Below are 21,813 nucleotides of genomic sequence, written 5' to 3'. Positions count from 1 at the left end.
AAGGAACAAATGCATGATATTGTAATACCCACAAACAAAGGCCGCCGTATGGCAGCCTTCGGGTAATCGAGTGTATGAGGCTTTATTTCACAATCCATTCATTGACCGCGTAGGCAATGCCGTCTTCCTTCATCGGCTTCGTGACAAAGCGCGCCTTCTCCTTCAGTTCCTCGCCAGCGTTGCCCATTGCGATGCCGTAGCCGACCGATTCGATCATCTCGTAATCGTTCAGCCCATCGCCGAAAGCGGCCACCTCTTCGGAGGAAATGCCCAAATGGTCAAGCAGCTGCTGCAATCCCACCGCTTTGTTCATGCCGCCGGGGTTGATGTCGATTGCCCATGGCCGCCAGCGGTGCAAATAATACCGGTTGTGCTCGCCGCCCGTATATGCCGCTTCCTCCTGCTCGCTGCAAAACACGATCGCCTGATAAATATCCGGCACTTCATCAATCGACTGAATCAACACCGGCTCCATGAAGCCGATTTCCTGCTGAGCTTGTACAAAATACGGGTTCTCCCGCTGATTCGTATACATGAGCTCGGAACCGTACAGAATCAATCCGTGCCCGAACCGCTCCGCCTCCTGCAGCCAGCGGCGTACGGTTTGCGCCGGGAACGCATTGCCGAACACCGTCTTCCCCCGGAAGCCGATATGGCTGCCGTTGCACGTGATCGCCCAATCGATCCCCAGCTCCTCGCGCAGCGATACGACCTCGAATTCGCTTCGTCCCGTACACAGAGCGAGCGCAACGCCGTTCTCTTTCAGTAATTGTAAAGCCGCACGCGTGGAATCGGGCAAATAATCCCGTTCACGCAGCGTGCCGTCTACGTCGAATGCCGCCAGTTTGATCATGTCCACACCCCATTATATGTTCTGCACTCATTATAACAGAGGACGGCGGGTTTGTGGCACCTGGCGGCATCCATTAGCGCAATCTTCACGGACCTCCATGAAGGCATTATCGGTCGGTGAGCCTGCTACCCTTCACAGATCATGACCAGGTTGTCATCCGGATCTTTCACGGTAAAAAACGCAATCTGTCCGTACCGTTCGATGGAGCCGAATACTTCGATTCCGCTCGTCTTCACGAAAGCATATGCCTCATCGATATTGCGACAATCGAACATGAACGGAATGCTGAACGAATCGTTGTGCCGATGCCGGTTATGATCGAGCATCAAACCGGCACTTCGGGTAACCGCAATTGGATAAATGGCTCCGCCCGACGCGGACTCGTTGAAAGGCAGCGCGAGCAAATCCGCGTACCAAGCGGCCGTCGCCTTCATCTCCTTCACATCGACGAACACGCCCTTAATACGCGCAAGTACCGGGCTTTCCGTCGCCGGAAGCTTCGGCTCTTCGCCGGGCTTGCCGTTCCAGCACGCCATCAGCGCGTTCCCTTCGGGATCGCGGAACGTGAAATACGCCATGTCCCTGTGCCGCTCCGGCTCGTGGAACACTTCCGCCTTTTCGCTCAAATAAGCATAAGCCTCGTCAATATCGCTCGCCGGGAACATGAAGCGCGGCTTCATTTCCTCCCTCCAATTCGGGTCCTTCCGATTATTGACGTTCGAATCGAGAATCAATCCCGTACCCGGCAAATCGAACCAATAGACCGGCCCTCCGTTCAGCCGGTTCTCCATGAGCGGCAGGCCGAGCAGGCGGCTGTACCATTCGGCAGATCTGCGCAGATCGGTTACGTGCACGAAGACGCTCGCCACCCGGTTCTCGATCGGTGCGGGCCGCTTGCTTCGAATCGGGAACCACAGTTCCATCACGGATTCGACGTTTGCGTTGCCGCGATACCGCTCGTCGTAATATTCAAACTCGGCGCCGGCAGCACGATCGTATTCCGACTCCGGAAGCCACTTCTCCCAAAAATAATGAAAAGCCTGATGCAGCTCATCGATCGGCCCTTTACGGGTGACGACGCAGTATAGGCCTCCGGGATACGATTCAGCCACCATTCCTTCCGGAACGCTACCGGTCTCGGAGACGCCGCAGCCGGCCAAATAATCGAACGGATCGCCCGGCTTCATGTCAGGCGGCATGACCATAAGCCCGTACATCCCTCCCGTTCTGCCCGTAATTTCACGGCATCGCGGATTGAAGCGCTGCCATAACCGCGTAATCTCATTCTCGGAAGGTTTCGTCTCTGACGGCTGATAACGAATTTTCATGCCAACGACTTGAAAGCGATCCTTCCACACCACTTTTGTATCCATAATCATTTGGACGCACCTCGTTTTCCTTTTATTTCCTAGAAAAATAAATATACGAATATATATTCGTATGTTATCCGGAAAATCCTTCTTTTCCCATTTTTTTTTTTGAGCGCTACTCGGATCTGCCTATGCCCTATGTTGCAGCCAGCCCTCAATGTTTCTAGTCTTCATTTGTTTCTAGTCTTCATTTGCTTCTATTTCCTTGTGATATAATGGAATAGAACAGTTGCTGCGATTAGGGGGCCCGTCATTTGTACACGATGAACGAATCGTTTTACGCCGATTACTTGCGCCCGAAAGTTCGCTGGATTCGTGAAATGATCAAGCCCCCGTCATATTCCTTTGAACGCATGAACATTCCGTATACGTTATTTTGGATTGTTTTGGACGGTACGTTGACGGTACACCTCGACGGAAAACCTTTCCGCGCCGAAAAGGGAGACCTGGTTATATTTCCCCCTAATGTGACCTTCGGCTTACATCCAAGAGATGACGCGAAGGACATTCACTATTTATCTTTGTGCGCGGACCTGAAAATCGGCGGTTTGGATTTGGTTCATTTGTACGAGCTCCCTGTAATATCGAGCCATCTTTCGTCACCATCGCTACCGTCGTTGATTTCGATCTGGAAACGATCCGTGACCGTCTTCGAACAGTTGGGCGAGCTTGTCGCCGCAAGAGCCGCCTCGCCTCAGCAAAACGCCATGCCGGAGCGCGCCGTGATCAGCCACACCGACATATCAGTGCAATATTTCGGATTGCATGCCGAGCTGTTTCAATGGCTTCACCATTTTCTATTGCTCATGCGGCCGTATTTGCCCGACGAACCGCTTCTATTCGACCCCCGTATAGTGAAAGCATGCGACTATATACAGCAGCGTCTCGGCCAGCCGATCCGTTTGGAGGAGCTTGCAAAACACGTCCATGTAAGCCAAAGTCATTTCAGCCATTTGTTCTATAAATCGCTTGGCCTCTCTCCCATCGAATACGTTCAAAAATCGCGAATTCAGCGCGCCAAAGAACTGCTGATGAATTCTTCTTATACGATTAAAGAGATCGCGGAAAAGACCGGATATTCGGAACAAAGCCAGCTAAGCCGGGCGTTTCGTAAAGCGGAAGGCATCAGTCCGTTTCGCTACCGCCACGCTTCCCGTTCGATTCCGAAGTAAAAGCAATGCTTAACTTCATACCGTTCCTTTACCCGTTGATATGCCGCATCCATTCCAGCCCCTGCTCCCATTCGGTACCGCCCGCGTTGGTTTGTCTTTCTCCCGGCGTACTGCGTCCGTTACGGACATAGGCGATCAGCAGCGCAAGCAGCTCCTCCACCACTTCAGGGCAGCTTTCCTGCATATTGCTTCTTTCTCCGATGTCGCTTTCCAGATCGTAGAGCTGAATCGGCGGTGCACCTTCCGGCTCCTGCCCCGGCCTCGGATCGCTCCAGCCTCCCGAACCGGGACACAGCTCCAGCTTCCATCTCCCTTTCCGTATCGAGAACGACCCGTTAATGGAATGATGCACGACAGCTTCCCTTAGCGGGCCGGATAATGGATGTCCCAGCCAAACCGGCAAGCTGCTGACGCTGTCCTCCCCCGCGTCCTCCGGCAAACGCCGCCCGAGAAGCTCGGCCACCGTCGCCATCAAATCGGACAAGCATACCGCCTCGTGCGATACCGAGCCGGCCTTGATCCGTTCCGGCCATTGAATGAGCAGCGGCACGCGATGCCCGCCTTCGTAAATATCCGCTTTGTGCCCGCGGAAATGATAGCTCGGATGATGTCCGATCTCGGCCAATTCCGGAAAATTCGCTTTCGGAGAACAGCCGTTGTCGCTTGTAAATATGACGATCGTCTGATCGCTGCGACCGCATTGCTCCAATTTGCCGATAATTTGTCCCACCACATCGTCGCACATCAATACAAAATCACCATAACGGTTCGTTCCGGATTTGCCTTCAAATTCGGCGCTCGGCAAGATCGGGGTATGCGGCGCCGGCAGCGGATAATAAATAAAAAACGGCGAATCGCCGGCTGCTTCGATCGTCTCCAGCACCTTCCTCGTACAGCGGGGGAGCACTTCCTCATGGCGGAAATCCGCTCCCGTCGGACCTTCGCGCCACCATGCCATCTCGTCGTCGCCCCGTGTGATCCGGTCCGGCGGCGCGGTAACGCGTTCATTTTCGATATAGACATAAGGCGGCATATCCAGCGAAGCGCTGATGCCGTAGAAATAGTCGAAACCGGTAGCCGTCGGGCCGTTCTTGATCGGCTGCGTATAGTCCACATCGCCCGCTGCCCCTTCGTTTGAATGCCAATCTAGGCCGAGATGCCACTTGCCGATACAAGCCGTACGGTAGCCGGCATCTTTCAGCAGCGAGGCGACCGTCATTCTCCCTTGCTCGATCAGAGGCCGGGAATACCCGTTGAATACGCCTTTTTTGAGCGAAGAGCGCCAATTGTAACGCCCGGTAAGTATGCTGTAACGGGACGGCGTGCATACGGCGGAGCTGGAATGAGCATCCGTACACATCATGCCCCTTTCCGCCATCTTGTCCAGGTGAGGCGTACGGATCCGGGACTGCGCGTTGAAACACGATACGTCGCCGTACCCCATGTCATCCGCCAAAATATAAATAATATTGGGACGAGATTTCAGGTCCGCCTTCGTTTGGTTCATTGCCCGTTATCACCCTTCCCTTCGATGATCTTCTTCCTGTTAACTGCATCTTATCATGAGAATGCGCCGCATCCTATGGCCTTCGTTTCGAAGTTTTTGACATATCTTACGATTCATCGCAGACGGATATAGAAGCATTCTTGCCGCAGCGAAAAAAGCCCTCGGCTGCACGCAGCGTGCACGAATTCGGGCTTGTTGTTAGGCAATAGGGTACCTTTTCCGCTCCTGCTTGAGATGCGGCGGCATTTACGTTAAAGTTCTTAATACAAGCGTAAATGAGAAGGAGGAAGCCTTCGGCATGTCTCTCGCCAGCGAAGACCGCAAACGTATCATTCTCGAGCTTCTGGAATTGGAAGGAAAAGTGACGACATCCGATTTGGTGGCACGGTTAGACGTATCCAAAGAATCGGTGCGAAGATATTTGGACGAGCTGGAAAGCGAAGGACAGCTTAGAAAAGTATACGGCGGTGCCGTGAAGCCCCAAGAAAACCGCGATGAACCGCCTCATCTGGAACGGATGGCGCTGCATCGCGACGAGAAGGACAGCATCGGCCGGTATGCGGCCGGGTTAGTTCAAGACGGCGAGCTGTTGTTTCTAGATGAGGGAACGACGCCGCTTTGCATGATCCCTTATTTGCAGCAGCGTGACCTGACGATACTGACCCACTCGTTTCCCGCCGCTTCTCTGCTGATGGAGAGAATCAATCAGGGCCGGTTCGAGGGACGCGTCATCTTCCTTGGAGGCGAGTTGGAAGCAAGACACGCCCGCAGCACCGGTTCGATGACGGAAGAGTGGCTCGGGCGATATTATGTCGATAAAGCGATCATCTCCGTTGACGGCCTTCAGGCGGAATCCGGAATCACGTCCCTGGATGGCGGCAAGGCGTCCATCTCCCGCAAGGCGATGGCGCATGCGGACACCACCGTCGTTGTTGCCGACGCTTCGAAGCTGGATCTCCGTTATCCGTACAAAATTAGCGACTTGAGCAACATTGCGCATATCGTAAGCAACCAGGCGCCTCCGGCGGAGTGGGGATCCGCCTTGAAGCGCCATCATGTTCGTTGGCATATCGCCGGGAAATAAATGATCAAGTGAACAAACGCTGCGGAAGCTTCGCTTCCCATGAAGCGGGTGCGGCAAAACCGAGCGCGTGAGCGACGACGGCGGCCGTATCCGTTATCGTCATGCTTTGTTCCAGCGCAGCGCCCGGTGCGATTCCCGGACCGACGCATCCCCAGAAAATCGTTTTGTCCAGCGGATGATCGCTGCCGTGTTGATGGGAGCGCTCCCCGCCTCCGCCATGATCGGATACGACAATGATCAGGCTGTCTTCGAGAATGCCGGCTTCCTCTATAGCACGCAGCACGATCCCCGTATGCCCATCCGTCTCCCCGATCGCCTGGAGCTGTTCTGGCGTATTGTACCCGAACTGATGCCCGGCCGCATCCGGCAAATCGAAATCGATGTACAGCAGCTTCACGTCGGAATTGGCACGGATGTACGAAGCGGCGTCCATAGCAAGCCGGCGATCGATCGCCGATGCCCTTTGAACTTTATGCTCGGGGGCGTTCGGTAGGCTTGCATCTTCGTCAGCCAACTCCACCGTCGCTTTATGTACGCCGATCGACGATTCGATGATCCCGTGATTAATCGGGTTCCACGAGCAGAACGAGGCCAGCTTCGCATCGGGATCGGCCTCTCTGGCCGCCCGGAAGATCGAAGGATACGGCGAGTCGTCGGGATACGTCTGTCTGCCGACGATTTCATTCGTTAGGCCATGTTTATCCGGCGTTACTCCGTGCATGAGTGCACCCCAGCACTGGGCGCTGATTGTCGGCGACACGGTCAGGGCGTCAAAGGCAAACGTCCCCTGCCGAATCAAGTTGTCCAAATGAGGCGTTTCGGCGGCCGTTACGAAATTTCCCGCCCCGTCCCAGCCGAAGATGATGACGCGTGCAATGCGACTCTTTTCCATTCCAGCATTCTCCTCTTTGCTTCTTCATCGTTATGTTACGGATTGCCCCAAAAACCGATCATGATCACGCCCATTGTAATGACCGCAGACAACAGGATCCGCCTCACTCCGCCCGCTTCCTTCAGCAACAACACGCCGAGCATCGCGCCGAACACGGTGCCGATTTCGCGAATCGGAGCTAAATGCGACAACGGCGCTAACTTGACGGCGAACAGGAACAGCAAATACGAGCCCGGCGAGAATATCGTGCCGAGCATGATGGTGCGGGCGTTCGCCTGCCATTCTTCTTTAAGCTGGTTGCCCGAACGGAGGACCGCCGGCGTAAGCACAATCGCATAGGCGATGTTGCTGACCTCGATTAAAGATAAGGGCGACATATAGTGCAGCACCATTTTATCGGTCATGACATATCCGGTAATGCACAGTCCGACGAGCAGCGCGGGCGTGATTGCCCGCCAAGCCGCAGCCGTCCAGCGATCCTTCTTGATAAACCCGCCAAGGGCGAACATGCCGGCTACAATGCAGCATACGCCGACCCAACCGGCCGCGGACATCGATTCGTCGTACACCCATACGCTGAAGAGCGGGACGAGCAATGCGCCGGTGCCGCGCATAATCGGGTATACTTGCGACATCTCGCCATGGCTGTAAACATAAGGGAGCAGCAAAAAATACCCCATTTGAAACGCCATCGACAGCAGGATGAACAAGTACCCCTGAAGCGGAATGGAAGCTCGAGCGACCTCGATAACGAAATACGGAAGCAGCAGCACGAATGACGCAATATGAATCGACCACAGAAATACGATTTTGTTTTTACTTGTTTTGGTGAACAAATTCCAGATCGCATGCGCCAACCCTGAACATAAAACAAGAATCAATGCAATTGCAATGACAGCATCCCTCCAGCCGGTTCCTTATTCCCCTTCATCATACTCGCCAAAGACAAATAAAGTCAATGAAAAACAACCAAAAACTACACGAACAAATAAATAATTCCCGGCTCGCTACCGAACCGGGAATCTGCACTTCTTTATTAACATTTACGTTCCGGTACAACTACCAAATCGTGTACCCGCCATCGACGGTGAACACACTGCCTGTTACGTACGATGAAGCTTCGGAAGCCAAGTAAACGGCAATCCCGCCCCGTTCTTCCGGAACCCCCGGACGGCCCATCGGCGTAAGCTGCATCCATCTGTTCCCGCTTTCCGGCACGCCGATTATTTGTGTTTCAATTCGCGCAATGCTCGCATCACATCATTGCCGCCCCGGCCGAAATAATCGTGAAGCTTGCGATACTCTGCATACAACCGGTCGTACACCGCCGCATGGGCCGGAATCGGCTTATACGTTTCTTCCTTGAGCCGCGCCATATGCGAGGCCGCCTCGGGAACGGAATCGTATCCGCCTTCGGCCGATCCGGCCGCCACCGCGCCGTAGATCGCGGAGCCCAGCGCCGGCGTTTGCGACGAAGCGGCAATGTGAATTTCGCGGCCCGTGACGTCCGCGTAGATCTGCATCAGCATCCGGTTGCGCTGAGGAAGCCCGCCGCAGGCAACGAGCTCTGCGACTTGAATTCCACCGTCCTGAAAGGCGTCGATAATGCGGCGCGTGCCGAAGGCGGTCGCTTCGATCAAGGCGCGGTATATCTCCTCCGGCTTCGTCTGCAGCGTAAGCCCTACGATGAGTCCGCTCAAGTCGGAATCGTCGAGAACGGAACGGTTGCCGTTCCACCAGTCGAGCGCAAGCAGCCCGTTCTCGCCCGGCTTATAAGCCGCTGCGCGGCGTTCCAGCCACTCGTGCACGCTGATGCCTTCCGCCGACGCTTCCTCCCGCACATAGGCCGGGACCGCTTTGTCCACGTACCAGGCGAAAATATCGCCGACGGCGGGCTGGCCCGCTTCATAGCCGAAGAAACCCGGGACGATGCCGTCCGCCACGACGCCGCTAATGCCTTCGACGTGCAGCTCTTCGTCGCTGAGCAGCAGATGGCAGGTGGACGTGCCCATCGCCATGACTAACCTGCCCGGGGTTACGACGCCGCACCCCGGCACGCCCGCATGGGCATCCACGATGCCGACCGCCACCGCGATGCCCGGCCGAAGTCCCATGCGTTCTGCCATTTCCGCTGTGAGCCTGCCTACTTTCGTGCCGAGCGGTACGATCGATCCGCGAAGCTTCGTCTCGAACACATCGCCCAGAGCCGGGTCCAGCTCAGCGAAGAACGAACCGGCCGGATAGCCGTCCTCTTTGTGCCACAACGCTTTGTACCCTGCCGCACAGCTGCTGCGCACGAATTCGCCGGTCATCGTGAACGGCACCCAATCGGCTGCTTCCATGAAGCGGTCCGCCCGTGCATAGATGTCCGGCGCTTCGCGCAGCACCTGCCACAGCTTCGGCAGCATCCATTCGGAGGAGATTTTGCCGCCATAGCGGGCGAGAAACCGCTGATCGGAACGTGACGCGTGTTCATTGATTGCATCCGCCTCTTCCTGGGCGGCATGATGCTTCCACAACTTCACCCAGCTGTGCGGGTCGCCCGCCAACGCCGGATCAAAGCACAGCGGCGTACCTTGCGCATCGACCGGCAGGATCGTGCAGGATGTGAAATCGACGCCGATGCCGACCACATCGTCCGGATTTACGCCCGATTGGCGGATTACTTCGGGAACGGAGCGGTACAGCACGTCCAGATAATCCTGCGGATGCTGCAGCGCCCATTCATGCTCCAGCCGCTTTTCCGATAAAGGCAGCTTTTCGGTCATGACCCCATGCGCATAAGGCGTCACATGAACCGCAATTTCTTCCCCGGTCGATATATCGGCGAGCAGCGCCCTTCCGGACTCCGTTCCGTAATCGATGCCGATCGCATACTTCGTAGAACCCATACTGAAATACATCCTTTCTATTTATACAAAGGTCCAAAATTCGCGCAAGCTCTGAAGTCCGCCCCGGTCGGGTCCGATACTCCGAAAGCCGCCCAGGCGCTCGGTCGGAACAGCCGGTCCTCGGTGACGTTATGCATGCATACCGGTATGCGCAGCATGGACGCCAAGGTGATCAGGTCCGCCCCGATATGCCCGTAGCTGACGGCGCTATGGTTCGATCCCCAGTTATTCATCACCGAATATACATCCTTGAATGCCCCGGTTCCCGTAAGGTTCGGGACGAACCAGGTCGTCGGCCAGGTCGGATTGCTGCGCTGGTCCAGCTTGTCGTGCACGTCATCGGGCAGCTCGACGGTGTACCCTTCCGCCAGCTGCAGCACCGGCCCGAGCCCTTGGATCACATTGATGCGGGCCATTGTAACCGGCATGCCGCCGCGCGTCGTAAAGTCGGTGGAAAAGCCCCCGCCCCGGAAAAAGTCGACCGCCGGGCACCACTGCGTGGCTTCCAGGCTTTTCTTTACTTCCTCCCCGGTAATGTCCCAGAACGGCTTCATGGCAGGTTCGCCGTCCACCGTCTGCCGCCCCGTCCCGTCGAGGGCGGCCGGCCCGGAGTTGATCAGGTGGATAACGCCTTGCGCCGCGCGTCCTTCCAGCGTGTAGCCGGTCACCCGCTTGACCGCATCCGGGCTCCAGAACGTGCGCACATCGGCAAAAATTTGCGCCGCATCGGTCAGCAGATGGCCCATCAGCATCGTCACGGCGTTCAACGTGTCGTTTTCCGTAGAGAGCACGAAAGGCTCGCGAATGCCGTTCCAGTCGTAGGAGCTTGTAAGGATCGCTTCCATGAAGTCGCCGTTCGGGAAAAAATCCGTCCACGCCCGCTGGCCTTGGAAGCCCGCGGCAATCGCATTGTGACCGAGCGCTTCTTCCCCATATCCGATATCGTTCAGCTTCGGATTGCCGATCATGAGGTCGCGCGCGATCAGCGCCATTTTGACAACCGTTTCCCAATCGCCGTCCTTCTGCTCCCGCGTTCTTTGCAGATGAGGCGGGTTGACGTCGGCGCCTTCCTTGCAATGCTCCTTCGCCCAAGCAAGCGCGCGCTCGTACTCTTCCTTATCGTAAATGCCCAGCTCCATGCGGCGGACGAATTCCGACATATCGACGTACTCGTTGCGCATGCCGAGATACCGCTGGAAGAACGATTCGTCGGCAATGCAGCCGGCAATCCCCATCGATACGTTGCCCATCGATAAGTACGACTTACCGCGCATCGTCGCTACGGCAAGGCCGGCTTTGACGAATTGCAGCAGCTTCGCCTGCACGTCCTCGGGAATCGTCGTATCCCCCATATCCTGCACGTCCCGGCCGTAGATGCTGAAGGCCGGCAATCCTTTCTGGTTATGGGCCGACAGCGCGGCGGCAAGGTAGACGGCACCGGGACGTTCCGTGCCGTTAAAGCCCCAGATCGCCTTAGGCATATGAGGATCGGTATCGATCGTTTCCGTCGGGTAACACCACGACGGCGTGACCGAGAGGCTGACGCCTACGCCGCTTCTTGCGAATTTCTCCGCGGTTTGCGCGGCCTCGGCTGCGCCGCCGATACAAGTATCGGCGATCACGCACTCGACCGGCAAGCCGTTCGAATGGCGCAGCTTCTCACTGATCAGCCTTGCAACGGCTCGGGCCATCTCCATTGTAACATCTTCCAGAGACTCGCGTATGCCGCCTCGGCGGCCGTCGATAATGGGGCGAATGCCGATTTTCGGCAAGCTCCCTTGCAATCGGTTAACACCTTGAACCGTCGTCATATTGGATCGTCTCCTCGTCATGTGTAATCGTTTACGTAATCGTTTACACATACCGTAACATAAAACGTTTCCACTGACAACACTTTTTTCCATTGTTTCCCCAGTGCCTCGAAAGCGTCTTCGTCAGATCGTATTCAGCTCGGGCGTGAACATTATTTTTTGCGACGGCCCGATCTCTTGCCCTGTATGCCGCAGCCGTTCAAGCAATATTTCCCCGGCACGCACGCCCATTTCGTAAGGCATCTGCTTAATGTAATGCAGCTCGGGCTCTTTCAGCAGCATCGCCGCCTCCACCTCGCCGTATGAAGCGACCATGATGTCCGACGGCAGGCGCAGTCCTCTCCGATGAAGCTCAAGCAGCAGTCCGAAGGTCATTTGGTTGTTGAAGGAAACGACCGCGGTCGGACGCGTTGTCAATCCGAGAAAATAACCGGCCGCCTCCACCCCGCCCTGCAGCGTGAATTGACCGTTCACCATGTATGCCGGTTCCGCCGTAAAACCGGCTTCGCCAAGCGCGGTTAAATATCCTTCGTATCTGTCCCGGCCGGTGCTGACATTCAAGTTGCCGTTAATGACGCCGATCCGCGTATGCCCCTTGCTCAGCAGCTTGCGGGTTAACAAATAGGCACCGTGCCTATTGTCTTCCGCGATCAGGTCCAGGTCCGCCGCCGCTCCGCCCCCGGCTTCGCGATCGAGCAGCAGAACGGATACGCCGGAAGCGGCAATGCGGGCAATCGTCTCCTCGTTGCCCCCGGAGGTGGCGATCAGTATGGCATCGGCCCGCTTCTCGTTCAGCAGCATGAGCAGCTCGCGTTCCTTCTCGGGCTGCTCATCCGAACTGCAGAACAGCAGCTGATAACCTTCCTCGCGAACCGTATCCTCGATTCCCCTGGCGATGGACATGAAGAAAGGATTGGAAATGTCCGGCACGATAAGTCCGAGCGAATGCGTTTTATCCTGCTTCAAGCTTCGGGCTACCGCATTGGGCCGGTAGTTCAGCTTCGCTACCGCCTCCTGCACTTTTGCTTTGACTTCGTCGCTGACATAGCCGGTACCGCTTAGCACCCGCGAGACCGTGGCCGTCGAAACGCCCGCCTCGAAGGCTACTTGTTTAATATTCGCTTTCATGAAAGGCCACCTATATATGTAATCGTTTTCCTATCCCCTACCATACATTGCAGGCAATCCGTCTGTCAACAGACTTGAACCGGAACGGCGCGGAGCTATGCCTCTTCTTGCTGCCGATACCCCCGCCCTCCTGCCCAGACAGTTCTCCATCGTTTGCGCGTGGGAGGGATGGGTATGGGATTCAACCGCTGTTAAAATCGTGGTTTTGAATTGGACTAGCGGTAACCTTTTTCGTCAAGTGATTTGTTATAAAATTCCGAAGCACTTTCCTCGGTCTGACAATTTATAATTTCTTATAATTGAACAAAAACCAGTCCCGCTAAATGGACTGGCCCCTAGTATTGATATAGCTATATTTTGGCACGATCGGCTGTGTCGATTATGCGCCTAAAGCCTTCTTACAGCGCTACAGCCATTCCTCGCACTGATCCGCGCGCTGCTGCAGCTCTTGAAACATAACCCCGGCATGATAACCGTCGCACACGGCATGGTGAAGCTGTACCGATAAAGGCAGCTGTATTTGATTATCCTGCTTCACGTATTTGCCTATCGTAAAGATCGGCAGCAGATACGTTCCTTCGGCGTACACGTTCAGATTAAAACCTGTAAAGCTGACCCAAGGAATACAGGAAATCGGAAAGCTGTTTGGCGGTTCGTTCGTTTTCGCAGCAAACTGCATGACGTTTCCGTACATCTCCAAATCCGCAATATACCGAGTGTAGAACGCATCGAATTCATCGCAGAAAGGAGTCCAGACGGTCGAAAAGGTTTTATTTTCGTCATGGAAAATGGTAAACGACGGGGACATGTTGTCCCAATAACCTAATCTCCCCTCAGCGTTAAAACAAGTGCGAAACTCGCGGTGCCGATTCACTACGGTTGTGATCATGTGGATCATGGCCGGATACAGTTTTACGCCCTTATTCTTAAGCACGGCCAGCAGCAGCGTGATGTCAACGTTTGCCGTCATGCTGTAAGTGCATCTCACATTGTTTAAGTAATGCTCGAAGTAGGGCTTTCTGCCCCAGCTGTTTACGTCAATCGGATGAAATTTCATTGTTTACCCTCCTAAAATGATCGCTTTGTATCGCTTTAGGAGGCTTGATCCACTGATTTAACCATACCCTCATCATCCCATTCCATTATCCCCAGCATGATACCACAATCGACAACTTCCATCAAACAAAAAGCCGAAGGAATCCTCCGGCTAGTTCGTTCATCTTCTAATGCTCGGTCAAGCTGCTCAAAGGAACGTCTTGTTCGTTTTGCGGCTCGTCTAAAGGGTACACGCGGGCTGTCTCGCTCGTTTCGTCGACATGCTGAATATAGACCGGAATGCCGTCTAACGTAACATTCGCCATGACCGGCGAGACGGCGATCTCGGCTGCACGCTGCTTGTTCATGGAAATAACCTCCACTTTCGAAGTGATGGTTTTAATATGAACGATGTCTCGCAAGCTTATTCATAAGGACTTGCACCATTTCCGGCATATCGGCCGTCGAGCTATATAGGCAAATCCTGCAGCCGATCGGTCACGATGCGGACCGTGCGGGTATCCGGGAAGGTGATCTCTCCGGCGCGCCCGGACCAGGCGCTCTGATCGATCTCGTTATAATACCCGGCTTCAAAGACGAACGGCGGTTTCAAGCCGATGAACGGCGGAATTTCATTGCGACGCCTCACTGCTGCAGCCGCACCTTCGCGAATTCTTCGGCACGCTTCCTCTTTATCCAAGTGAACGGCCGATTCAAGTCCGGTCCCGAGCTTCGTCGCGACGGTTTCGATCTCCGGGACGAACATTCTCGCTTCCGCCGCCGCCTTGTCGTCCCCGGACAAAAAGATCGTCGGCACGCCCTGATAACCGGCGGAGAGCGCTCTAGCTCCGAATTCCCCGATGAAGCAGCCGTTCAGCTTGTAATAATTCACGCTTCGCGAATTATACGTATGACACAGCGGGGCAAAAACCGTTCCCGCCATGGCATGCTGCCCGACGAACAATAAGGCGTCAAAGCCTTCCAGTTCAAAAGCGGCCTTCGTTCTTGGCGGAAGATATGTACACGCCTGCAAGTCTTCCTCGCGCAGACCGCCCGAGCCGTGACCGTCCCAGACGACGATTTCGGCGGCGGCATCGACCGAGCGAATGCCTTCCATGCATGCATTCACTTCTTTGGCCAACTGCATCATGGCCTCCGCTTTGTCTTCCAGACTGGTCGTGCGTGTCTGGGAGAAGCGGTCCACGCCCGCCGGGCCTTCCAGATCGGTTAGTATGAAAAATTTCAACTTCCCTCACCCCTTGATAAAGAATTCGGCGCATTCGGAAAACCTCATGATGGTAACCCGATTATATCACGAATTTTTTCCCCTCTAGCCATAATAAAAAAAGCCCATTCTCGCGGAAGGGAAACAGCGCATCCCGTCGAATTATGTTGATAAGATTCCTGCGTTTGTGAAACAGGCCTTTTTACTCGATTCTGCCAACCATGCTTGCATATTGAATAAGACCAAGGTGAGGCCATGATTAGCATACTTAAGGATTATTTGCTCAACATCTTTATTATTTTTTCACCGTTAGTTGTGTTTCCGTATATATACAGGTTCCAATACAGTAAGTATTATCGCGTCATATTGTGCGTTTTGTTCTCGCTTTCCATCATGGTTACGATGTCATTTGCCGTGTCCATCAACGGATTATCTCACGATTTCCGTGCCATCCCGCTAACCGTGGGTTCCTTGTACGGAGGGCCGCAAGTATCCGTTGTGCTCTATTTGGCCTTGATTTTATACCGTCTCCTCATGGGCAACGTGAATGGCCTCTACCATGTTATATCGATGTTGCCGACGTTCCTTTTATTCGTCTTTTTGTTTCGCATGTATGCCAGACTGTCGCTTACGAAAAAAATCATATGCGCCATTCTCGTCAGTGCACTCGTTAAATTTTTCACTTTCTCGATCTATTTATTACTGCTGAACGAAACGCAACGGTTAACCGGCAATCCGCTTGTCGTCCTAAGTACATATTTGCTGCAAAGCTTGATTATCGGCATGTATATTTATTTGGTCGAATTTTTGCAAAACTACTTTCGAATGCAGGAGGAGATGATTCGCAGCGAGAAGCTGAAGCTGGTAAGCGAAATGGCCGCATCCGTCGCACACGAAATCCGAAACCCGCTGACGACAGTCCGGGGCTTTATTCAGCTGCTCGGAACTAGCGGCGCATCGGCAGAACGAAAAAGCTACTACGAAAAAATATGCCTCGAGGAGCTGGACCGGGCGCAGCATATTATTACCGACTATCTTTCGCTGGCCAAAACGGAAGCGGAAGCAATCGAAACGATCGACATGAATCAGGAAGTCGACTATTTAGCCAATATTTTGTTGACATACGCCAACTATAATAACGTCAAGGTCGAAGCAAGGACGACAGAAGAGGCGCTTTACATGGTCGGCGACAAGCATAAGCTGCGCCAGGCGCTCATTAATATCGGCAAAAATGCGATTGAAGCGATGTCGAGCGACGGCCTGCTCACGATCGACTTGCAAAAGCGGGGTCAAACCATCGTCTTGCACATAAGCGATAACGGGGTCGGAATGACTCCCGAACAATTGAACCGGCTCGGCAGCCCTTACTTTTCGACAAAGGACAAAGGAACCGGGCTTGGGACGATGGTGTCAATTAATATCATTAAAAAAATGGACGGCAAAATCGATATTAAAAGTCAGGTTGGAACAGGAACCGTATTTGAAATCAGCTTTCCGGAAGGAAAAAAAGGCTCCTGACGGACTGCCGCTTTATCGCTTTATCAGCTTAACGATTCGTTCCATTAAAGAAGCTTGAAAGGCTCTTGTCGAGTCCTTCAAGCTTCTTCTGCATTCAAACGATTAAACCAGGCCATACGCCTGCTCGTAAAATTTTCCTTTTACCCTGAGGATCAGGCTGGCCGCGCCGTTGCTTTCGCTCGGCAAGCTGTCGGCCAGTCCCGTTGCCAAGCCCGATCCGTTTCTCAGCTCGATCTTGAGCGTCGTGGAGTAGTTGTCGAACCGATACGGAACCTTTTGCGCGGTATAAACGGCAGGCTTTGCCCACAGCTGCCCATCGGACGCCCTGAAGTCCACGACGACAACCTCCGCTTCCTGATAGTCCGGACTATTGTCCACGGCTGCGCTTAGAAACAAATTGGTTTTAATCGAAGACGACTTGTCGCCGATAAATAAGCCCGCCGCATAATTATCGCTTTCCGTACCGCCGGGCATCGGCGTCGCCGTCCAATTGCGGTAATTCCATCCCGCGCCCTCGATGGCGAAACGGAACAACGCCTCCGCATCGTGCGACCTTCCGCCGCTCTGGATACCGAACGCCTTGGACACACGATGCTCGATCACGCCGTTGTTGTTGCGCAGCTCGATTTGAAAAGCGTACTCCTGCAGATGAATTTGTCCGAGCCTGCGGAAGGGCGGCGTAATGACCGCTCCCGGACAGTGCTCGATTTCCTGGTACGCCGCATTCGTTCGGTTGTACGGAAACTCGCAGTTCACGAGCCGGGGCATTACCGTATGCCGGGTTGCCCGTACAGGACCGCTCTCGGCCCGGCAGTTGACGAACGTCGGACGGACGACCCGGTCCAGCATGATCGAAGCGCTCTCCCGCGTCTGGAAAGAGCAGTTGACAAAGCGCGGGTGATTGATCCGGTAGGGCACGCCGCTGCCGATAAAGCCGTCGATTTTAAGCGGCGTGCTGTCCGGCGCCAGATGCTGCTGCCAGCCGTTTACGAAGCCGTTCGAATGATGATCCGTTCCGGAGAGGAAGCTGTCGGACACGAACGCATGGGATAAGCCGAACTGGCCTTCGGACAGATCGTCCTTGCCGGTCGGCGGTGTGAAACCGGTGCCGTCCGGCGGAGCGCCTTCGTCTCCGCCGAGCAGCGCCATGCCGATTTTCCCTTGAAAGACGCAGTCCTTAATTGTTATATATTCGACCGCGCCATATTCCGAGGATGAAGATAACCGTCCGGAAGCATCGACGAGCAGGCCGGCCTTTTGCCAATAGCCGACGACGGATATGCGGCTTAGCTTCACGTGATCGGCGTTGTCGACCCACAGTCCCACATCGAACAGGGCATGCTGGTCCGTTTCCGGAGTCGTGATCCAGCCCGCTTCATCCCTAATCCGAAAGTGAGACAGCACCTTCAAATCCGACAGTTGGATGCCGTCTCCGTCCGCTTCCAGCTTCACCGCGCATGTAAACGACTGAAAATCGGCACGATTGCTAGAGAAGCGGCTCGATCCGTTGCCGGCGAACTTCAGCACGGTGCCGCTTTCCATGTCCAGAATGCTCTCCGTCACCTCGGTCCTTCGCTGGCCGAACGTAAACCATGAGGAACTCCCTGCTCCTCGAACGAATGTATTTCTCGGGATTGTGATCGTGTCAGTCAAATGGTAAACACCCGCAGGGAAGTACAGCTCTCGTCCTTTCGCTGCGGAGAGTGCCGCCCGAACAGGCTGCGTATCGTCGGCGGCACCATTGCCGGCGGCGCCGAACCATTTGACGTTCAAGCCTCCGTCATACAAACGCTTGAATCGTGCGCCTAACGTGGCGGCAATGATGGTCCCGTCGTTATCGGCGGATGTTGTGTCGGCATCGTCGTAAATAAAGTGCCCTTCCCGTCTCTCATCCGTCACATAATAGACCGTACCGGGATCGGGTTGCTCCATCCTTCTCAGCTCGGTAATCGTAACCGAAACCACAACATTGGCTGCAAGGAGTTCGCGCACCTTCGGTTTATCCGGTCCGTAGACGTCTTTTGTCACGGAGGCCGGCCCCTCGGAAGCGGCACCATACATCGCACTGCCATGGAGCCATGCGCCGGCAACCGCCGCTACCCCTGCCGTTCCGAGCGAGGCGATCAGTTTTCTTCTGCTGATGGTGGAACGCGGTGCGTCGTGATCGTTATGAGATTTCTGTTCGTTCAACGGATCGGACAAGCGGACCGCCCCTTTCTGCTTCCCTCAAATCATTTAGTAAAGTAAAGAACGAAAATTGCGGATTTTATGAAACGTAATCAAATTGCCGTTATGCGCGTCCCGCGCGCGGTGATCGCCAGAACGGCTCAGGACGTACAGATCGTCGCCATCGATGGCCATGCTCGCATAATGCCGGGACTCACGTGCTGTAGCTCCGATCGATACGATGCCGGCAAAGCACCAATCGATGCAATTGCGCGAATAATGAAGCTGCAGCCGGTGCCGCTCATTATTCGGCAGGTCGAACCGGTCGGGAGGCAGTTTCTCCTTACGCGTCATGCTGTCGGTCGATTGGGAGCTGAGCAGCCAGTACAGCTTCGACGGCTCATCATAGAGAATATGAAACTTCATTTGGCCGCCGGGGCACGGCACGAACACGGCCCTTTTGCCCGAAGGCGCCGTTGCCAGCATCGTGGTCATCGTACCGTCGGGGTTCTCGACCACTTTGGCGATCGCCGCGTAACCGGTGCCCCCGGTATGCGCTCTTGCCCACAAGTAGAACGTTTTCCCTTCCGGATCATGCCAATAGTGATTCGGATCGGTGAACTGTACGACATTTGTCTCGAGCCAGCCGATCGGCGCGCAGTTCACTTGGCCTGCCCGATGGTGAGGCGTTTCCGTAAAGAACGGCACTCCGAAATAATCGAGCGCTTCGGAAGGAAAGGCATCCCGTGCGGATAGTTTGGATGCGTAGGTCCAGCTTTCCGCTTTCATAAGATCGGCGTCCAGCCGTGCGCGCATCAGCACCGGTTCCATGCAGCTTACCGGCCAAATGGCCAAATCGTTGGGGACGATATTTTCCATAACCAAATAAACGTTTTCTTCTGTATAGTGCACGTTGCAGGGGGCTTGATGCCAATCGCCTTCCTCCGTCAGCAATACGGGCTCCGACCAGGTCTCTCCTCCGTCGTCGGAGCGCATGATCATAATGTTAACGCAGTGTCCCAGCACGTACAGGGCGCCGCCTGCGAGGAAAGGCCGTGCATGCAGGAATGGGAAATCCGCCGTATGACGCCACGAGCTCCCGCCGTCATCGGATACAAATACTTTCCCTTGTACGATGTATCCGTTTCTCGATCCCTTCGGTCCGTCCAAGTTCACGATGCCCTTGCCGCCCAAATCGATGGTAGCGACAATCCGTCCTCCGGGCAGCACGATGATCGCGGGAGAATAGCAGTACACACCGGCCGGATCCGGGGACTCATACACCGTTACATAGTCATCGGCGAGCGGCCTTACCGCACCCGGCTGCAGCTGATCGATCATGATTTACAACCCTCCGTGCGCAGCTGTTTGCACGAGCTGCGTAGCTATTTTTTCTTTTCTTCTTCCACCATTTTGTTGATCTTCTCATCGATCTCGCGCATGATCGTATTGATATCGGCTCCGCTCTTGAACACGTTTTGCACGCTCGAATTTACGATTGGCTGCGCTTTGCCGTCATACTTCGTTTTTTCGTACGGCGGAGCGACGGTCGTTTTGAAGATGACGCTCAAATCCATACCCTTGGCAAACTCATATCCTTCGTACAGCTTCTTTTGCACTTCCGGATTTTTCAGCGGGGTGACGACGCCGATTTTGGCCAGCTCCGTCTGTACCTCATCCGAAGCCAAGTGCATCGCCATCTGGAACGCCAAATCCTTATGCTTCGTCTGCTTCGAGATCGCCCAGCCGCCCCCGAACAGTCCGCTGCCGACCCCCGGTTTATCTTTGAAGGACGGGTAAGTCGTAATCCCCATGCTCAGTCCCTCTTTTGCCGCCTTCTCATACGGGGCGTTCATCAGGAAAACGATGTGAGGGTACATGGCCAGATTTTTCGTTTCCAGAAACGCCTTGCTGCCGTCGCCGTATTTTGCGCCTTCGGGGAAGTTGCCCGGTACGCTGTAGACGGCCTGGTACGTCTGGAAAAATCTCGTCCAGCCCGGGTGGGACCCGACGAGCGACTTGCCTGTTTTGGCGTCGACGTAAGGCAGGGAAAGCTGCAGTTGCATCCGGTTGACGCTGAGGCCGGCATCCAGTCCGCGGTAATTGACACCGTCCTGCGATCGGGACAGCTTTTTGGACAGCTCGATCAAATCGTCCCACGTGTTGCCCGCCTTCGGATATTCCACTCCGAATTTATCGAAAATCCCTTTATTATAGTGCAGTACGAAAGGCTGTACGAGAAACGGATAGAGCAGCAGCTCGTTTTTGCCGACGGAAGCGGACCGAATGACCTTCACAATATCCGGATTGAACCGGTTCAAATCGACATTGTATTTTTTGACCATCTCATCCAGATTCATCGCGTAATCGATGTCGATAATCTCGTCCATGTTCGTATAAGCCTGTTGCATCATGTCCGGAAGTTTATTTGCGGCGATCAATTCCTGAAGTTTTTGATCATAGCCGACTTTGGTTATGGTCACGTTCGGAAATTTCTTTTTTAAAGGCTCCCTGACGGTACGGTTGAACTCTTCGTCCGCCGTACCGGTACGGATCGTAATTTCCACCGGTTCATTCGACGGCGGCGCAGCCTCCTTGGCACTGCTCCCCGGATTCGCCGGCCCATTCGTCCCGCTCCCTCCGGAGCATCCTGCGGATGCGCCAATCAGAACGGTAAGAGACGCAAGCATTGCAGCTTTCTTGTAACCCGTGAACGCAACAACCATGGATATACCCTCCCCTTGTGTATGTATGTTAATGCCGTTGCCCATAAATGATTCGAATCCCGGTTACATCGCCCCTTCCGTTTGTTCTTAATTACAGAACAAAGTTCTTGTATATTCATAAAGTGATGTTCTGAAATAAAGAACTTTGTTCTTGTATATTTTAATTTTAAAGCCCACTCCTCATTATTTCAACGTTTTTTTATAAAGACATGGCCGATTTCGCTTCGAACAAGTTAATTTTCTTTTAATAAAAGTTAAGCACGAACATGTTGATCCGCGTTATGCAATGGTACGATACGTTCTGCATGAAATTATTTCCGACTCATCGAATTTCTTGAAAGGGGTGATTCTTGGAGGCAGGAACGGGAATGCGGGAGCGAAGGGTCTCCAACATTCCAATAACCCATTTCAAAAGGAGTGACAATCCCATGCGAA

At 54.4% G+C, this 21,813-nt stretch carries 17 protein-coding genes and 1 pseudogene; 3 read left to right on the top strand and 15 right to left on the bottom strand.

All coding sequences use genetic code 11. The features are described 5' to 3' along the window. Positions 1-82: 82 nt before the first annotated feature. Together ACFQI7_RS19610 and ACFQI7_RS19605 are read right to left on the bottom strand one after the other, a co-directional pair. The gene (locus tag ACFQI7_RS19610; RefSeq protein ID WP_218101403.1) at positions 83-853 is read right to left on the bottom strand and encodes a Cof-type HAD-IIB family hydrolase; all 771 of its coding nucleotides are present in this window, start codon (positions 851-853) and stop codon (positions 83-85) included. Positions 854-978: 125 nt separating this feature from the next. After that, positions 979-2,232, bottom strand: a complete 1,254-nt coding sequence (locus ACFQI7_RS19605; protein ID WP_218101402.1) for an effector binding domain-containing protein — start codon at positions 2,230-2,232, stop codon at positions 979-981. A gap of 254 nt (positions 2,233-2,486) precedes the next feature. Here ACFQI7_RS19605 and ACFQI7_RS19600 point away from each other — a divergent pair, with 254 nt between their 5' ends. Next, the gene (locus ACFQI7_RS19600; protein ID WP_230415374.1) at positions 2,487-3,395 is read left to right on the top strand and encodes an AraC family transcriptional regulator; all 909 of its coding nucleotides are present in this window, start codon (positions 2,487-2,489) and stop codon (positions 3,393-3,395) included. A gap of 28 nt (positions 3,396-3,423) precedes the next feature. On the opposite strand, the gene ACFQI7_RS19595 is transcribed toward ACFQI7_RS19600, so the two are convergent. Continuing rightward, a complete protein-coding gene (locus ACFQI7_RS19595) occupies positions 3,424-4,902 on the bottom strand; it encodes a sulfatase family protein (RefSeq protein ID WP_218101400.1) in 1,479 nt (492 codons plus the stop codon). Between the two features lie 298 nt (positions 4,903-5,200). Between ACFQI7_RS19595 and ACFQI7_RS19590 the strand changes: the two genes are divergently transcribed. Continuing rightward, complete coding sequence (locus ACFQI7_RS19590; protein WP_218101399.1) at positions 5,201-5,986, top strand: DeoR/GlpR family DNA-binding transcription regulator; 786 nt, start codon at positions 5,201-5,203, stop codon at positions 5,984-5,986. Positions 5,987-5,990: 4 nt separating this feature from the next. Here the strand turns inward: ACFQI7_RS19590 and ACFQI7_RS19585 are convergent, their stop codons facing one another. The 9 genes and pseudogenes from ACFQI7_RS19585 to ACFQI7_RS19545 form a co-directional block, all read right to left on the bottom strand. After that, positions 5,991-6,878, bottom strand: a complete 888-nt coding sequence (locus ACFQI7_RS19585) for an alkaline phosphatase family protein (RefSeq protein ID WP_218101398.1) — start codon at positions 6,876-6,878, stop codon at positions 5,991-5,993. A gap of 35 nt (positions 6,879-6,913) precedes the next feature. After that, entirely contained in the window at positions 6,914-7,714 is an 801-nt protein-coding gene (locus ACFQI7_RS19580) for an EamA family transporter (protein ID WP_230415365.1), read from the bottom strand. Positions 7,715-7,937: 223 nt separating this feature from the next. After that, positions 7,938-8,075: pseudogene (locus ACFQI7_RS19575) on the bottom strand (SDR family oxidoreductase); the annotation flags it as partial. Between the two features lie 26 nt (positions 8,076-8,101). After that, the gene (locus tag ACFQI7_RS19570) at positions 8,102-9,769 is read right to left on the bottom strand and encodes a ribulokinase (RefSeq protein ID WP_218101397.1); all 1,668 of its coding nucleotides are present in this window, start codon (positions 9,767-9,769) and stop codon (positions 8,102-8,104) included. 17 nt (positions 9,770-9,786) lie between these two features. Beyond that, on the bottom strand, positions 9,787-11,580 hold the full coding sequence (locus ACFQI7_RS19565) for an L-fucose isomerase (protein ID WP_218101396.1): 1,794 nt from the start codon (positions 11,578-11,580) through the stop codon (positions 9,787-9,789). Between the two features lie 123 nt (positions 11,581-11,703). Further along, positions 11,704-12,708, bottom strand: a complete 1,005-nt coding sequence (locus tag ACFQI7_RS19560; RefSeq protein ID WP_218101395.1) for a LacI family DNA-binding transcriptional regulator — start codon at positions 12,706-12,708, stop codon at positions 11,704-11,706. Positions 12,709-13,114: 406 nt separating this feature from the next. Then, positions 13,115-13,765: a type A chloramphenicol O-acetyltransferase gene (gene catA / locus ACFQI7_RS19555; RefSeq protein ID WP_218101394.1), complete on the bottom strand. Its 651-nt coding sequence runs from the start codon at positions 13,763-13,765 to the stop codon at positions 13,115-13,117. 166 nt (positions 13,766-13,931) lie between these two features. Next, a complete protein-coding gene (locus ACFQI7_RS19550; protein WP_218101393.1) occupies positions 13,932-14,111 on the bottom strand; it encodes a small acid-soluble spore protein H in 180 nt (59 codons plus the stop codon). Between the two features lie 101 nt (positions 14,112-14,212). Further along, complete coding sequence (locus ACFQI7_RS19545; protein WP_218101392.1) at positions 14,213-14,989, bottom strand: M55 family metallopeptidase; 777 nt, start codon at positions 14,987-14,989, stop codon at positions 14,213-14,215. A gap of 234 nt (positions 14,990-15,223) precedes the next feature. Between ACFQI7_RS19545 and ACFQI7_RS19540 the strand changes: the two genes are divergently transcribed. Continuing rightward, entirely contained in the window at positions 15,224-16,486 is a 1,263-nt protein-coding gene (locus tag ACFQI7_RS19540; RefSeq protein WP_218101391.1) for an ATP-binding protein, read from the top strand. A gap of 102 nt (positions 16,487-16,588) precedes the next feature. Here ACFQI7_RS19540 and ACFQI7_RS19535 read toward each other — a convergent pair whose 3' ends face one another. The 3 genes from ACFQI7_RS19535 to ACFQI7_RS19525 are packed head-to-tail and all read right to left on the bottom strand — an operon-like array spanning position 16,589 to position 21,378. After that, on the bottom strand, positions 16,589-18,688 hold the full coding sequence (locus ACFQI7_RS19535) for a glycosyl hydrolase family 28-related protein (RefSeq protein ID WP_218101390.1): 2,100 nt from the start codon (positions 18,686-18,688) through the stop codon (positions 16,589-16,591). Positions 18,689-18,721: 33 nt separating this feature from the next. Continuing rightward, on the bottom strand, positions 18,722-19,993 hold the full coding sequence (locus ACFQI7_RS19530) for a sialidase family protein (RefSeq protein WP_218101389.1): 1,272 nt from the start codon (positions 19,991-19,993) through the stop codon (positions 18,722-18,724). Between the two features lie 44 nt (positions 19,994-20,037). After that, the gene (locus ACFQI7_RS19525; protein WP_218101388.1) at positions 20,038-21,378 is read right to left on the bottom strand and encodes an ABC transporter substrate-binding protein; all 1,341 of its coding nucleotides are present in this window, start codon (positions 21,376-21,378) and stop codon (positions 20,038-20,040) included. Between the last annotated feature and the right edge of the window lie 435 nt (positions 21,379-21,813).

Origin of the sequence: Paenibacillus allorhizosphaerae (genome assembly GCF_042659105.1) — a bacterium.
GTDB classification, from domain to species: Bacteria; Bacillota; Bacilli; order Paenibacillales; family NBRC-103111; genus Paenibacillus_G; species Paenibacillus_G allorhizosphaerae.
Note: the sequence above shows the minus strand (reverse complement) of the source record. Positions and strands in the feature narration are given on the sequence as shown.